Origin of the sequence: Parabacteroides sp. An277 (assembly GCF_002159645.1) — a bacterium.
Classification (GTDB): Bacteria; Bacteroidota; Bacteroidia; order Bacteroidales; family Tannerellaceae; genus Parabacteroides.
In genome coordinates, this window is record NZ_NFJB01000014.1 from 57,332 (window position 1) to 72,334 (window position 15,003).

Annotated in this window: 12 protein-coding genes; 3 read left to right on the plus strand and 9 right to left on the minus strand. The window is 49.1% G+C overall.

Annotated features, from left to right (window positions below; translation table 11 throughout):
• Positions 1-503: 503 nt before the first annotated feature.
• The 3 genes from pepT to B5F77_RS07255 all read left to right on the plus strand — a co-directional run bounded on the left by pepT (position 504) and on the right by B5F77_RS07255 (position 3,971).
• Positions 504-1,721, plus strand: a complete 1,218-nt coding sequence (gene pepT / locus B5F77_RS07245; protein ID WP_087329457.1) for a peptidase T — start codon at positions 504-506, stop codon at positions 1,719-1,721.
• Positions 1,722-1,766: 45 nt separating this feature from the next.
• On the plus strand, positions 1,767-2,852 hold the full coding sequence (gcvT, locus tag B5F77_RS07250; RefSeq protein WP_087329459.1) for a glycine cleavage system aminomethyltransferase GcvT: 1,086 nt from the start codon (positions 1,767-1,769) through the stop codon (positions 2,850-2,852).
• Positions 2,853-2,951: 99 nt separating this feature from the next.
• Positions 2,952-3,971, plus strand: a complete 1,020-nt coding sequence (locus B5F77_RS07255) for a Gfo/Idh/MocA family oxidoreductase (RefSeq protein ID WP_087329461.1) — start codon at positions 2,952-2,954, stop codon at positions 3,969-3,971.
• Positions 3,972-4,051: 80 nt separating this feature from the next.
• On the opposite strand, the gene B5F77_RS07260 is transcribed toward B5F77_RS07255, so the two are convergent.
• The 9 genes from B5F77_RS07260 to B5F77_RS07300 form a co-directional block, all read right to left on the minus strand.
• On the minus strand, positions 4,052-5,176 hold the full coding sequence (locus B5F77_RS07260) for a DNA polymerase III subunit delta' (protein WP_087329463.1): 1,125 nt from the start codon (positions 5,174-5,176) through the stop codon (positions 4,052-4,054).
• 12 nt (positions 5,177-5,188) lie between these two features.
• Positions 5,189-5,653 (minus strand): DUF4293 domain-containing protein, encoded by a 465-nt coding sequence (locus B5F77_RS07265; RefSeq protein ID WP_087329465.1) that lies wholly within the window; start codon positions 5,651-5,653, stop codon positions 5,189-5,191.
• Positions 5,654-5,742: 89 nt separating this feature from the next.
• Entirely contained in the window at positions 5,743-6,081 is a 339-nt protein-coding gene (locus tag B5F77_RS07270) for a DNA-directed RNA polymerase subunit omega (RefSeq protein ID WP_087329467.1), read from the minus strand.
• Positions 6,082-6,108: 27 nt separating this feature from the next.
• A complete protein-coding gene (gene bamD, locus B5F77_RS07275; protein ID WP_087329469.1) occupies positions 6,109-6,927 on the minus strand; it encodes an outer membrane protein assembly factor BamD in 819 nt (272 codons plus the stop codon).
• 257 nt (positions 6,928-7,184) lie between these two features.
• Positions 7,185-9,524: an ABC transporter permease gene (locus tag B5F77_RS07280; RefSeq protein WP_087329471.1), complete on the minus strand. Its 2,340-nt coding sequence runs from the start codon at positions 9,522-9,524 to the stop codon at positions 7,185-7,187.
• Positions 9,521-9,796: a hypothetical protein gene (locus tag B5F77_RS15570; RefSeq protein ID WP_140392836.1), complete on the minus strand. Its 276-nt coding sequence runs from the start codon at positions 9,794-9,796 to the stop codon at positions 9,521-9,523. Before B5F77_RS15570 ends, B5F77_RS07280 begins: the two co-directional genes overlap by 4 nt.
• A 3-nt stretch (positions 9,797-9,799) precedes the next feature.
• The gene (locus B5F77_RS07290) at positions 9,800-12,154 is read right to left on the minus strand and encodes an ABC transporter permease (RefSeq protein WP_087329475.1); all 2,355 of its coding nucleotides are present in this window, start codon (positions 12,152-12,154) and stop codon (positions 9,800-9,802) included.
• A gap of 171 nt (positions 12,155-12,325) precedes the next feature.
• Positions 12,326-13,576 (minus strand): HlyD family efflux transporter periplasmic adaptor subunit, encoded by a 1,251-nt coding sequence (locus B5F77_RS07295; RefSeq protein ID WP_087329477.1) that lies wholly within the window; start codon positions 13,574-13,576, stop codon positions 12,326-12,328.
• Positions 13,577-13,628: 52 nt separating this feature from the next.
• Positions 13,629-14,966, minus strand: coding sequence for a TolC family protein (locus B5F77_RS07300; RefSeq protein ID WP_087329479.1), 1,338 nt, complete (start codon positions 14,964-14,966; stop codon positions 13,629-13,631).
• Positions 14,967-15,003 lie beyond the last annotated feature (37 nt).

Here is a 15,003-nt window from a genome sequence, read left to right on the forward strand (position 1 = left end):
CAGGCTGCAAATGTATAAATAATTCTTGATGTGCAAAGAAAATTTATTAAACAATTTTGAAGCAATTTATTTTCTGCTATGTGTGATAGGCTTTTCCATTCCTGTTTAAGTTTATAATTGCTAAAGAATGTGGTATGTATAATGTCAATAATGATTATGTTTTTTTCTTAAGGGGGGCGAGAATAAAACGTGCTCACGGGGAAAACTTGGAAAAGTCCTTATCAATTCTCTATCTTTAGGCTAAAGATACATATCTTTAAGTTGAAGATACGTATCTTTAAGCTGCAGATATATATCTTTAGCCTAAAGATAGACTTATTCCAGGCATGAAGTAACTTTGGGTCGGGGTATAACCGATTTTCTTTTAGGCCTGTTCTTTTTACCGGCTTGTATCGAATTCGCGTTAATTCGCAGCGATTTTTTTCGAATAGTTTGTGTATCTCGTTTCCTTTGCTTAATTTTATCGCTGTTTAGATAGAGTATGAATCGGTAAATCTAACATTATGACAGTATTAGAAAGGTTTTTAGGATATGTGACGTTTGCTACGCAATCGAGCGAAACGTCGGGTGTGACGCCCAGTACGCCGGGGCAACGTGTCTTTGCCGAGGCTTTGGCGAAAGAGTTGGAAGCGATGGGATTGGAGGAAGTCTCCGTCGATGAACATGCTTATGTGATGGCTTCGCTTCCGGCCAATACGGAAGAAAAGATACCGACTATTGGTTTTATTTCGCATTTGGATACGTCGCCCGATATGAAGGGCGAGGGCGTGAAAGCGCGCGTCGTGCGGTATGAAGGGGGTGATGTGGTGCTGAACGAGGCGGAAGGTATCCGTCTTTCGCCTACGATGTTCCCGGAAATGGCGGATTATATAGGACAGGATTTGGTCGTGACGGATGGAACTACACTCTTAGGTGCGGACGATAAAGCGGGCGTGGCGGCGATTATTTCTGCCATGGAATATTTGAAAACGCATCCGGAAATAAAGCATGGGAAGATTCGTGTAGGTTTCACGCCCGACGAGGAAATCGGCCAGGGTGCGGACCATTTCGACGTGGCGAAGTTCGGATGCGAATGGGCCTATACGGTCGATGGCGGCGCGATAGGCGAACTGGAATACGAGAATTTCAATGCCGCTTCTGCCAAAGTCTCTTTCAAGGGGTTGAATGTGCATCCGGGTACGGCCAAAGATAAGATGGTGAACGCCGCATTGCTGGCGATAGAGTTTGCTTCGTGGCTTCCAGCGGAAGCCCGTCCGGAACATACAGAGGGTTATGAAGGTTTCTTCCATCTGATTGATATGAGCGGTTCGGTCGAGGAGGCTTCGCTTTCTTATATTATCCGCGACCATTCACGTGCGTTGTTTGAAGAGAAGAAAGCTTTGTTGGCGCAATGGGTAGCTCGCATGAACGAGGCGCATCCGAACAGTACGACCCTTACGGTGCGCGACCAATATTATAATATGCGCGAGATTGTAGAGCCGAAGCAACATATTGTAGATTTAGCCTCGCGGGCGATGAAAGAAATAGGTGTGGTGCCGAAGATTCAGCCTATCCGTGGCGGGACGGACGGTGCGCGACTTTCGTTCATGGGTTTGCCTTGCCCGAATCTCTTTACCGGCGGGCATAATTTCCACGGACGTTATGAATATATCCCTGTCCCCTCGCTTGAAAAGGCGATGGAGACCGTCGTGAAAATAGCCGAACTGGCTGCCCAAGCATGAAACATATACATTATATAATATAGAAATCTAAATCGTGAAGCAAGAATGAAAACAACTCCATTTACAGACGTGCATATCGCATTGGGCGCAAAAATGCACGAGTTTGCCGGCTATAACATGCCGATTGAATATTCTGGAATTATTGATGAACATATGACGGTGGTAAACGGTGTGGGCGTATTCGATGTGTCCCACATGGGCGAATTCTGGGTAAAAGGACCGAAAGCGTTGGATTTTATCCAGGCCATTACTTCCAATGACGCTTCCATCCTTCCGTTGGGCAAAGCGCAATATACGTGTTTCCCGAACGAGCAGGGCGGTATCGTAGATGATTTGATTGTGTACCATTACGAGCCAGAGAAGTATATGCTTGTGGTGAATGCTGCCAATATCGAAAAGGATTGGAATTGGTGCGTGAACCATAATCCGATGGGAGCAGAGTTGGAGAATGCATCAGACAACATCGCCCAGCTCGCCATCCAAGGACCGAAAGCGCAAGAGGTATTGCAGAAGCTCACGCCGGTCGACCTCTCTTCTATTCCTTATTATGCCTTTACAACGGGTGAATTTGCAGGATGCAAGCACGTCATCATCTCGAATACGGGCTATACGGGTGCGGGCGGCTTCGAGCTTTATTTCTATCCGAGTGATGCCATGACCATTTGGAACGCTATCTTTGAAGCCGGACAACCGGAAGGTATCAAACCGATAGGATTGGGAGCACGCGATACGCTTCGCTTGGAAATGGGCTTCTGCTTGTATGGGAATGACTTGGATGATACGACCTCGCCCATCGAAGCCGGTTTAGGATGGATTACGAAATTTGTCGATGGTAAGAACTTTACCAACCGTGCCGAATTGGAACGCCAGAAGAAAGAGGGCGTAAACCGTAAATTATGTGCATTCGAATTGATAGATAAAGGTATTCCTCGTCATGGTTATCCGATAGTGGATGCGGACGGGAATCAAATCGGTATCGTTACGTCGGGTACGATGTCTCCGGTATTGAAGAAAGGTATTGGTATGGGCTATGTCCAAACGCCGCTTTGGAAGGTCGGGACCGAGATTTACATCCAAGTGCGCAATCGCAACTTGAAAGCGCAAGTCGTAAAGGCTCCATTCCGTAAATAAGCAATTAGTAATTGACAATTGATAATTGATAATTGACAATGAAAATGTTCTTGTAACACTCATTGTCAATCGTCAATTGTCAATTATCCATTGAAAAAGATGAAGATAAGGTTTGGTGTTGTCGGTACGAATTTCATTACCGATTGGGTCTTAGCCGGTGCGCGCGAAGACGAACGTTTCGAGCTTTCGGCGGTTTGTTCTCGTACGCAAGAACGGGCAGATGAATTTGCGGCGAAGTATCAGATTCCGCATACGTTTACTTCGTTGGAAGAGATGGCGGCCAGTCCGTGGGTCGATGCGGTGTATATTGCTTCGCCTAACTTCCTGCACGCTTCGCAAAGCATCCTTTGCATGAAGCATGGAAAGCATGTATTGTGTGAAAAGCCTTTGGCGTCGAATGCGCAGGAAGCGCGGGAGATGATTGAGGTGTCGAAGCAATGTGGCGTGGCCTTGATGGAAGCGATGAAGCCTACGTTGACACCTAATTTCCGGGTCTTGCAGGAGGCATTGCCGAAGGTGGGCGTCGTGCGGCGTTACTTTGCTGCCTATTGCCAATACTCTTCGCGTTATGATAAGTTTAAGGAGGGCATTGTCTTGAATGCTTTTAACCCGGCCTATTCGAATGGGGCGATGATGGATATCGGTGTCTATACGATTTATCCGATGGTCGTGCTTTTTGGCCGTCCGCAGGCGGTGCAGGCTTCAGGGGTATTGTTGAGCAGTGGGGTAGATGGACAAGGTGCCGTGAATTTGGCTTACGAAGGCATGACGGCTACGGTGCTTTATTCGAAGATTGCGAACTCTTCGCTTCCTACGGAAATCGAAGGTGAGGCGGGAAACCTCATGGCGGACCGAATCAATCAAATCAAGCGGGTGACGTGGCATCCGCGTCCGGTAGCGGCTTCTGGAAAAGGACCTGCGGCGGACATATTCGACCTTACCGTGCCCACCCCGCACGATGAATATTATTATGAAATAGCCGAATTCCTCGATTTGATAGAATCCGGTAAGCGCGAATCGGCCATCAATAGCCATGCGAATTCATTGATAACGATGGAAATACTCGACGAGGTACGCCGTCAGTTGGGGGTTGTCTATCCGGCCGATGCATCACGTTAGCTTTCTGGCTTAACTTTTGCCTAGCCCTGGCGCGACCCTTGCCTAACGTTAGGCATGATCTCTGCCGCGGGTTGGGCAGCTTATCGTTTAATCAGGACGGTTATCTGCAAAGCTAAGTCGAAGAAAACCATTTTGGGGTTGACGTTTTGGGAGATATGTTGCTCGGCCTTGTCCAGCTCTTCCATCAGTTCGAACACGTTACGCTCGTTGACGAAAGGAGAGAAGCGGATGGCGAAGGTAGCTTCATCTCGGTTCATGTAGTTAAGTTCGGGGGCTTGGAAGCGATAGACAAAGTTCTCGCGGATAAGCCGTTGGCAGTAGGCGAGGAAATTCTTTTGCTTTTCCCGTCCGATGGAGGCGAGCAGGTCGGCTTGTTCCTTCATTGCCTTGACGTTTCGTGCCCACGAGTTACGCATGATTTGTTTGAATTGTTCCAGGAAAAACTGCGTTTCCTCGTTGACGCTAATCGCTTCAATCGCTTTCAGGAAATTGCCATTGGCCAGATGGGCTACGTATTTGGCATCTTCGGGCATGAGGCCAAAGCGGGCTTCAAGCGCGTGTGCCATGTCTTCGGGTAGAATGGCGGGAATGTTCAGCCGTTGGGCACGTGATTGGATGGTTCCCAATATGATGTCTGGCGTTTCGGATACCATCAAGATGACGGTCTTGGCGGGCGGCTCTTCAATTACTTTGAGGAGTTTGTTGGCACATGTCGGGTGGAGTTTCTCCGGCATCCAGACCAACAAGACACGGTATTCGGCTTCGTATATCTTGAGGCTGAGTTTATGCACAATCTCGTCGCTTTCTTTGGAATAGATGAGCGCCTGCGAGTTACCGGCATCAATCGTATCGAGCCATTCGTCCAATCCGAAATAGGTATGTTCGTGGAGAAACGCACGCCATTCCGGCAGGTAATCGTCGCAAATCTCCTTCTTCCGCTCTTTTTTGGCGACAATCGGAAAGACGAAATGGAGGTCGGGATGCGCCAAAGCATCGTATTTCAGGCACGAAGGGCAATGGCCACATGCATCCGTCTCGCTTCTCTGGGTGCAGTTCAGGTATCGGGCATAAGCCAAGGCGAGGGCAAACGAACCTGTTCCGCCTCTCTCGGTAAAGAGTTGCGCATGGGGCACAACTCCTGTCCGGGCGGATTCAATCAGATGTCGCTTTATCTTCTCTTGGCCAATGATGTCCCTGAAATACATAGAGGATAGGGATTAACGCAACCGGTCGAGCGAGCGGACCAATATTTCGTCGGCGCCAATATTACGGATAGCCAAATAATCCAATATCAAGCAAACGAGCGGAAGCCCAAGCGCAATCTTGAGTGAATAGTTCATCTGCTCGCCCCCTGCGCCTATCGTGCTCATATAATAAATGAACAAGCCATAGAACCCCAACATCAGCAATCCGTTGAAGACGCTCAACCGTATCTGCAAGATGCGCTTCCGGTAAAGGAAAATCGTCACCATGGCAATCAAGGCGATAACTCCCGAAAGGACAAACAATCCCCACGTAGGGAAGAGCAGCTCCGGTTTTTCGGTCAAAGTAGTTGAAAGGCCTGTGGCGTCAAATGTACATACTTGTCCTCCGATAACCAATGTGGCTAATGGAGAGAACAGGGTGACAATCATTAAAATGGCAATAACCAATAGGTATACGGTTTGTATTCTTTGTATCATATCGCATGCAGGTATTAAAAGCAAAGGCACAAAGACAAGAAGAATGAAATTCTGTGTCTCCGTGCCTCCACGTTCCTAAAATATCTTATTTAATTGTTGAAGTTATTCTTTTCTTTCGCCGGATTGCGGAAGTAAACCTTCCCATCTTCGTATTCTTTTGCAGCAATGAGGGTTGGCTTCGGCAACTTTTCATAATAACGAGAGATTTCAATCTGTTCACGATTCTCGAACACTTCTTCCAAGTTATCGTTATACGAAGCAAATTCTTGCAATTTCTTTTCCAGGTCTTGCTTCATCTCGACGCTAATCTGGTTCGCACGTTTGGCGATAATCGCTACCGTTTCGTAGATATTGCCTGTATCGGCGCAGAGTTTCATCAAATCGCGTGTTACCGTATTGGACGGTGCGTTTGTCTTTCTGTAATCCATACTTTCTTTATTATTTAATAATTCGATTTAATACGTATCTGTGATTCGTTTGTTTGCATATTCAAAATACTTTTGGGCTTCCTTCAGGTATTGGCCTTCAGGATATTCGTTCGTGTAGTTGTAGTATTCGTCTACCACGTCGCGATAACGCCCTTGCAACTTTTCGTCCACGCTCACCCGCGCCGTTTCGTATTTCGAACGGAGGATAATAATCATGAACTCTTCGCGGTATTTGGAATAGGGATAATTCTTCAGTGCGTTTTCTGCCGTAATCACGGCCGAAAGGTAATTATTACCCAGGTAAGTACCCAAGTTGAAGTAGAGCTTCGTGGCGAGCAATTCCTTCAGTGCCAGTTTCTCTTGCAATTCAAAGAGGATACGTTGCGCTTCGGGCGCCCGTTCGCTTTGCGGATAATAATCGAGGTAGAGCTGCAATTGCTCGATGGCTTTGTAGGTCTGCGTCTGATCCAGCTTTGGGTCGGGCGAATCCAAGTAAAGCCCATAGCCCGAATAATAGCGGGAAAGCTCCGTGTATTCCCCTTTCGGGTACGTTTTGTAATAATTCTCGAAATACTGGGATGCTGTTTGGTAATCCTCTTGTCCATAATAACTTTGGGCAAGCAAGTAAAGGGATTCTTCCGCGTAGGCCGTACCTTTAAAGATTGGAACCAATTCATCCAACAACGTCGCCGACTTAGAGTATTGCTTTGCGTTGAAATATTTCTTCGCATACGAATACTTCAGTTCATAGTCTGTGCTTTTTAATACCTTGTTGTACTCTCCGCACGAGGGAAGGGCGAACAAGACAGCCGCACTCATCATCCAAAATAATACAATCTTTTTCATCCAATCAACTTGTACGTTTAGCGTGCAAATTTAGGAATAATTCTTAGAGTAAAAAAGGTTTCGCCTTAAAAATGTCTGAAATACGCCTCCGATTCTTTGTTTCGACGGCGTGAAAACTTCCTTTCCCTGTTATCCTTTCTGCACGTATCGTCGATATTTCTTTATCTTTAGGCTAAAGATATACACATATCGTCGATATTTATACAAACATCGACGATATGTGCAGAAAGGATAACGGGAAACAAATGTTTTCCTCCCTATTGGTTCGATTTCCGGAAGCTCTCAATCGGATTCGCATTCGCCGCCTTCCAGCTTTGATAGAATACGGTGAGGAACGAAATCAGGAGGCAGAACAGTCCGGCAGCAATGAAGATGAGCGGGTTCAGCGAGATGCGGTAGCTGTAATCCGCGAGCCAGTCGCTCATGAAGTAATAAGCTACCGGAACGGCAAAGAGGAAGGCGAACACCACATACATCAGGAACGTCTTCACCAGCTTGGTGAGGATTTGCTTGTTATCCGAGCCGAACACCTTCCGCACCGCTACTTCCAACGAGCGTTGCTGGATGAAGTAAGTAGACATCGCCAATAATCCTAACAACGAGATGAGGATGGCCACGAAGGTGAACACGCCCACAATCTTCGCCAACCGGATTTGGGATTGGAAGCTGTCTTGCACGCGGTCGTCCAAGAACTTGCCTTGCAAGAGCAGTCCGCCGGTCAGGTTGCTGTATATCTTTTCGATTTCTTTTACCGTCTCGTATGGGTTCCCTTGAATTTCTACCAAAGCCACGCTGACGTAATCGTCTGGTTTCATGAAATGGAGCATGACAGGAGAGACTTTCGACAGGACATTCCCTTCATGGAAATCCGAGATGACGCCGGCGATGGAGACGTTCTCGCCTCCGATATTCACATGGGGCGCATCCATCGGGAGGTTCATCTCGCGCATGGCTGCTTCGTTCAGGTAATATTTCGGGTCGGCCAGGTGGTTATCTTGCTTCATCTGGAGCCCTAATATATCGAAGGTGGTGCGGTCCATGTGGTACATCTGGAAACTGATGTTATGCTGGACGCCACCGTCTTCATACACCGTGGTGTTGTTGAAATGGCTATAGAAGGGGACTTGCATTGCCTTTCCTACCCGCGAGACGCCGCCCAACGCGCTCACTTGGTTGACAAATGTTTGTGCGTTGCTTTGGTTCGACAATCTCAACTCGGCTACGTAGAGGTTCTTGGTGTTATATCCTAACGGCGCTTTTATCAGGTGGTTTATCTGAAGTATCATGACCAATGAACAAGTCAGCATGACGATGGTAATGAAGTTCTGGAACGTGATAAAGACTTTGCTATACGTCATCTTCGTTTTAGCCCGGAACGTACCACGCACGACATCTATCGGCTGTACCTTCGAAATCACCGTGGCCGGAAGCCATCCAGAGAGGCATCCCAACAGGGCGATGAACAAAAGAATCACGCCCAAGGTCAGCGGGGAGAAGAGCAAGCCTAAATCCAACCGCGTCTGCAGCAAATCGTCTACAAACGGTTTGGCATAGAAGGAGAAGAAGATAGCCAACGCCATGGCCATCAAGCACATCAGGACGGATTCGGACATCAACCGCCAGAACAGTTCCGAACGGCTGGAGCCGAGCAATCGCCGTGTCGCCATCTCTTTCGCCCGAAAGCCTGCTTGCGCGACGGTCAGGTTAATGTAATTCAGGATGGCGAAGAGCAATATCACGATGCCGACCGACATCAAAATAAGCACGAATCGTTTGTCGCCGCCATGGAGCATGTTGCTGTACCATCCGGAGAAGTAGAAGTCGGTCAGCTTCTCGATGCGCATGTCTTTGGCGGTTCCCCGTTCGTAGGGCCAGAAGAAGGTCTTGTACCAAGCCAACACATCGTCGGCGCGTTGGCGGAAATCAGTATCTTTATGCGTTAAGACAAACGTGACCGCTCCTGCCATATTCGCCAATCCGTTTCCATCCGATAAGCTCCAATTGTAGTTGGGCGCCTCTTTGATAGAAAGGATAACATCCGCTTTCGGGAGGGAGGTCGTGTGGAGGTCTTCTATTACACCGCTAATTACGTAACGGAAGGTATCTACCGCCAACGAGCGGCCAATCACATCTTCCGTCCCATACAGTTTGCGGGCGAAGCCTTGGCTCACCACGGCATTCGACGAAGAGACCAATACCTGCTTCGGGTCTCCTTGCAACAAACGGAACGAGAAGAAATCGAAGAAGGTAGAGTCCGCGCACATCAGGTTGGCATTCACGCTGCGGTTGTCGCCCCTGACGCCCAGCTGCGAGCCGTACCCTACGTCAATGACGCGGCACGTCTTCTCGATTTCCGGGTAGCGGGCCTCCAGGCGCGAAGCCATGCCATACCCGTTCTCTGCCATGTAGGTTCCTACAATATAAATCCTATCCCGGTTCGCGTGGAACCGGTCAGTAGAGAACTCCTGCCAGGTGTAGACACCGATGAGCAGTACAAACATCAACGATACGGAGAGTCCAAAGAGGTCAATCGCCGTATATCCCTTGTTCCGGCTGAGGAACTTCAGGTAAGTCTTCCAATTCGAAATTACGTTCATATCCTATTTATTTTATCATTTATTTCCCATTTATAAAGGCTTACCCGCAAGCGGGCGAGCATTTTGACGTCCGTCGAAGAGCCGACCCGCAAGCGGGTGAGCATTTTGACGCCCGTCGAAGAGCCGACCCGCAAGCGGGCGAGCCTTTTGACGCCCGTCGGAGAGCCGACCCGCAAGCGGGCGAGCCTTTTGACGCCCGTCGGAGAGCCGACCCGCAAGCGGGCGAACCTTTTTACGTCCGTCGAAGAGCCGACCCGCAAGCGGGTGAGCATGTTTTACTGGTTCTTATTCCTGAAACTCTCGATGGGGTTCATGTTCGCCGCTTTCCAGCTTTGATAGAATACGGTGAGGAATGAGATGAGCAAACAGAACAACCCGGCAGCAATGAAGATGAGCGGGTTCAGCGAGATGCGGTAACTGTAATCCGCCAGCCAGTCGCTCATGAAATAATAAGCAACGGGTACCGCCAAGATAAAGGCGAACACTACATACATCAGGAATGTCTTCACCAGCTTGGTAAGGATTTGCTTGTTATCCGAACCGAACACCTTCCGCACCGCTACTTCCAACGAGCGTTGCTGGATGAAGTAGGTAGACATCGCCAACAGCCCGAGCAGCGAGATAAGGATGGCCACGAAGGTGAACACGCCCACAATCTTCGCCAAGCGGATTTGGGATTGGAAGCTGTCTTGCAACTCTTGGTCGTAGAAATTGCCCATCAATTCCAGGCCGCCGGTCAGGTCGCTGTACACTTTCTTGATTTGGTTGACCGTATCGTAGGCATCCCCTTGAATATCCACCAGGAACACCCATGCCTCTTCGTCTGGCTTCAGGAAACGGAACATCACCGGGGCAATGCGGGCGGTGATATTTCCTTCGCGGAAGTCAGAGATGACGCCGGCTATCGAGAAGGAAAGGGCACCTGCGTCGCGACGGACAAGGCTGAACGATTGCGCATCTTGCGGGAGGTTCATCTGCCGCAAGGCTTCTTCGTTCAGGTACCATTCCGGGTTGGCCAGGTGATTGTCCTGTATCATTTGCAGCCCTAACAGGTCGAAACATTCCTTGTCCATCGGGTATTGCTGGAAGGAAATATTACGTTTGATGCCTCCGTCGTCGTAATAGGTTGTCCAGTTGTTGCTACCCAAGAGCGGGAGGCCTTGCGAACGTCCCACAGCACGGACTCCGCTAAGGGCAAGCAGCTTGTCTTTAAAGGTCTGTTGTTGGGAGTTCGATAAAGCATGGAGGTAAATGTAGTAACGTCCCTTTGTTTCGTAGCCTACCGGTGCATGAAGCATGTGCGTAATTTGCAATATCATCACTAACGAGCAGGCGAGCATGACGATGGTAATGAAGTTTTGGAACGTGATGAACACTTTGCTGAACACCATCTTCGTCTTGACACGTAAGGTTCCGCGTACCACCTCAATCGGTTTGGCATTCGAGATGACCGTCGCAGGCAACCATCCGGCTATGCCTCCTACGATGAATACAAACAGCAGGATGGCAGCTAACCAAAGGGGCGAGAAGAGTATCGTGAGGTCGAGCTTCGTCTGCAAGAGGTCGTTGGCGAAGGGTTCTAAGGCAAAGGCGAACATCAGGGCTATCCCCAATGCCAAGAGGCACATCATCACGGATTCGGACATCAATCGCCAGAAGAGTTCCATCCGCGTAGAGCCTAACAGCCGCCGCGTCGCCATCTCCTTCGCCCGAAAGCCTGCCTGCGCGACGGTGAGGTTAATATAATTCAGTACCGCAAAGATAAGTATCAGGATGCCGACAGACATCAACACCATCACAAAGCGGCGGTCGCCGTTCTGCAAGGGCCAGTTGCCTCCCCACCCGGAGAAATAATAGTCGGATAGCGTTTCCATGTGTACCTCTTTCCAGATTTTGCGCTCGTAGGGCCAGAAGAAGGTCGAGAACCATTCCTTCATATCGTCGGCCCGTTGCTTGAAGTCCATGCCTTCGTGTACCAAGACGGCGCAGGTTGTCCCGCCGGCATTTCCGGTCTGGTCTGGGGCTAAGGTTGGGTTGAAGGGTTTAATCATGCGCCACGTGAGGATGATGTCGGTTTCCGGGAAAGCCGTGTGCTTGAAATCCTCGACCACGCCGCTGACGGTGAAGTGCAACGTGTCGATAGCGAAATTGCGCCCCATTACGTCGTCCGTCCCGAACATTTTGCGGGCGAACGATTCAGACACGACCGCGCTCGAAGTCGCTACCAGCGCGTTCTTCGGGTCGCCTTGCAGGAGGCGGAAAGAGAATAGGTCGAAGAAAGTGGAGTCGGCAAACATCAGGCTCGCGTTCAGATTCACCCCGTTCGATTCAATCGGCGTTCCCGACCATTGCCCAAGCACCATCGGGCACACTTTCTCAATCTCCGGGTAACGCTCTTTCATCATATAGGGGATAGCCGCGCCCATAACCGGTTGGCTTTCGTTCCCCACCAGATAGATGCGGTCTCCCTTTTCCTGAAACTTGTCCGTCGATAGCTCTTGCCACGTATAGACGGCGATAAACAACACAAACATCAGCGAGACCGAGAGCCCAAAGAGGTCAATCGCTGTATATCCCTTGTTCCGGCTGAGGAACTTCAGGTAAGTCTTCCAATTCGAAATGATATTCATTTTGTATACTATATTATGAGTTATGACTAATTTTAATGATTCCTTATTCTTGGGCGATACTCTCGTGCAGAGCTGCACGAAGGTCTCGCCATACGTTGCACGAAAGTCTCGTGCAGAGCTGCACGAGCATCTCGCCTATTCCGCCTTTAGGCTGTTCGCGGGTTGATTCCTTTATTCCAGCACCAACACTTCGTTATCCTTATAAGCCTCATAGCTGGAGACAATCACCTTTTCGCCCGGTTGCAGGCCGTCCAGTATCTCGTAGTATTGTGGATTCTGGCGTCCAATCTTAATCTGACGACGGTAAGCCTTCTTGCCGTCCGCATCGAGTACGAATACCCAGTTGCCACCCGTGCTCTGGAAGAAGGTGCCCTTCGGGATGATGATGCTCTCGGTCGGCTGGCCCAATTCCAAGTTGATGTAGTAGGTCTGGCCGGTGCGGATGTTGTCTGGCCGCTCGCCCGTGAAGACAAAATCCGTGCGGAACTTCCCTTCGCGTACTTCCGGATATACCTTGCGTACCTTCAGGGCGAACTGCTGTCCTTGGCGGTCGAACGAAGCCGACAAACCTGGTTTCACGCGGTCGATGTAATGCTCGTCTATCATCGCTTCGATCTTATAGTCGGAGAGGTCGTTCACCTGCCCAATCATCTGCCCGGAGGTGATGTTCTGCCCTAATACCACATCCAAGAGACCCAGTTCGCCGTCAATCTTCGAGCGGACATTCAAGTTCTCTTTGCGCTGATGGATAAGCTGGATGTTCTTCCGCATGTTCGCCAAGCTGAATTCCATTTCCTCCATCTGGATGCCGCGCGAGAGCGAATCCTGCACCAACCGCTGGACGACCAAGTCGAACTTCCTCTTTGCCAGTTCATAGTCCTCTTTGGCTTGTAAGTATTCCTCTTTGGCTACCAACTCTTCCTTGTAGAGCTGGGCGTACTGCTCATACTTGCGTTGGGCACGCGACATATCCATGGCATATTGCGCCCGTTCCGTTTCGTTCTGGAGCTTGTCTTGTTCCATGGTCACCTGCGTATTGCGGAGAAGGTTCTGCTTCTCGGCCAATTCCGCTTCGGCGTTCAAGATTTCAAGGTCGAGGTTCGAGTTGGAGAGGCGGACAATCACATCGCCCTGCTTCACCTGCGCACCCTCTTCCACTACCTTTTCTTGTACGATACCGCCCTCTTCCGGACTCAGTTGCACGACGGTTATCGGTTGTACTTGTCCATCTACGCGGACAAAGTCATTGAACATCTCTTTCTTCGCTTCGCCAATGCTTAATCCCCTTTCTTCTACTTTCAAAGTCGAAGCATGATTACCAAAGATAACGCTTACCAAAATCACGAGAAACACCGCACCGCCAATGATATACGGAATATGTTTCTTCTGAATGCCTTTTTTCTTTTCTAACTGAATATCCATGACTTTATATCTTTTTTATGTTTACAAATTTGTTCTTTCTTAATCCTTTTATTTAATAGAGCGGTTTCCCTTTATAATAATCTACCTGTTTGCACTTGATGATATACATGAGTTTCTTCTGAAGCAAATCGGCACGGGAGGTAAGCAAGGTGGCCGAGCTGGTGCGCACGTCTATCGGGCTCATCAATCCCTCTTCATACTTCCGGCTCGTGACTTGATACGCCAATGCATCCGACTTGACCTTCTTTTGCATTTGAATGGTCTCTTTCGCATAACCCCGTCTGTCTAACACCGCTTGTTCGACGGCTGTGCGGAGTTGGCGAAGGACTTCCGTTTTGGTCTCTTGGGCAATCCGCATATTGTTACGACCCCGGCGAAGGTTGGTAATCTTGCCTAAACCATCGAACAATGGAAAGCTCAACGTAAATTGGAAGTATTCACTCCGGTTGTTCTTGAATTGTTCGCCAAAAGGAAGCGCCTCGGCATCGCCTGTTAAGGACTTATAATAGTTGGTCGACACACCTGCCGAGAAGGAAATCGTCGGAAGTAACGCGCCCTTATAGATGCGGTATTGGTATTTTGCTTCATTCAATTGGAAATCCGCTTGGAGGGCGGTCGGGTTGTTTGTACTGGCGTAGTCGAATATCTCGGATACGTTTTCTACTTCCGGGAGAATCTGGAGGTCGGGTACGACGGTATCGACCTGCAACGCGCTATCAGCCGGGTAATTCATCGACTCTTTGAGTTGTACCATCGCGGTGTTGTAGAGGTTCTGTTGGTGCGTCAGGTTATAATCATCCGTAGCTACTTGCGCTTCAAACTCGGCCACGTCCGCTTGGCTCTTCAATCCCAGCTCCGCTTGGCGTTGGGTTTGGCGAAGAGTTAACCGGCTTTCGGCCAATTTCTCTTCGGCCATACGGATTGTCCCTAAGTAATAGACCGTATTCATGTAATATTCCATGGTTTGGAGGGCGAGGTCGTCTTTCGCCTTCTGCACATCGTTCAAGCCCATGCGGCGGTTCGATTTCGCCATCAGCCATTGATTGATCAATTGTCCACCTGTGAAGACAGGAATGCTAAACGAAATCCCGTAGTCGTTGTTAAACGTCGATACATTATTATAGGTATTCGTGGCCGGGTCAATCGAACGTCCGTAGCTGTTCGATGTGCCGATGCTCGTGTTTACCGACGGGAAGAAGGAGGCAATCGCCGCATCCCGTTCCGCCTTGTACGTATTAGCCGTATGGATTTGTTTCTTAACCGAAGGGGCGTTCTCGACGGCATAACGCATACAATCGTCGAGCGTCCAAACCTTCTCTTCTTGTGCCTGTACCTCGATAGAAGCAAACAGGCCGACCGAAAATACTGTTGTTAGAATAATATGTTTCATCTTGTCGTTATTTTTTTCTACCTAAAAATAAGCAAAT

What these genes read in the sequence shown, in the direction of transcription:
- bamD (WP_087329469.1), bottom strand. Translation starts at nt 6,927, where the DNA reads ATGAAAAAGATTGTATTATTTTGGATGATGAGTGCGGCTGTCTTGTTC.
- B5F77_RS07255 (WP_087329461.1), top strand. Translation starts at nt 2,952, where the DNA reads ATGAAGATAAGGTTTGGTGTTGTCGGTACGAATTTCATTACCGATTGG.
- B5F77_RS07280 (WP_087329471.1), bottom strand. Translation starts at nt 9,524, where the DNA reads ATGAACGTAATTTCGAATTGGAAGACTTACCTGAAGTTCCTCAGCCGG.
- B5F77_RS07295 (WP_087329477.1), bottom strand. Translation starts at nt 13,576, where the DNA reads ATGGATATTCAGTTAGAAAAGAAAAAAGGCATTCAGAAGAAACATATT.
- B5F77_RS15570 (WP_140392836.1), bottom strand. Translation starts at nt 9,796, where the DNA reads ATGCTCACCCGCTTGCGGGTCGGCTCTTCGACGGACGTAAAAAGGTTC.
- B5F77_RS07265 (WP_087329465.1), bottom strand. Translation starts at nt 5,653, where the DNA reads ATGATACAAAGAATACAAACCGTATACCTATTGGTTATTGCCATTTTA.
- pepT (WP_087329457.1), top strand. Translation starts at nt 504, where the DNA reads ATGACAGTATTAGAAAGGTTTTTAGGATATGTGACGTTTGCTACGCAA.
- B5F77_RS07260 (WP_087329463.1), bottom strand. Translation starts at nt 5,176, where the DNA reads ATGTATTTCAGGGACATCATTGGCCAAGAGAAGATAAAGCGACATCTG.
- gcvT (WP_087329459.1), top strand. Translation starts at nt 1,767, where the DNA reads ATGAAAACAACTCCATTTACAGACGTGCATATCGCATTGGGCGCAAAA.
- B5F77_RS07270 (WP_087329467.1), bottom strand. Translation starts at nt 6,081, where the DNA reads ATGGATTACAGAAAGACAAACGCACCGTCCAATACGGTAACACGCGAT.
- B5F77_RS07290 (WP_087329475.1), bottom strand. Translation starts at nt 12,154, where the DNA reads ATGAATATCATTTCGAATTGGAAGACTTACCTGAAGTTCCTCAGCCGG.
- B5F77_RS07300 (WP_087329479.1), bottom strand. Translation starts at nt 14,966, where the DNA reads ATGAAACATATTATTCTAACAACAGTATTTTCGGTCGGCCTGTTTGCT.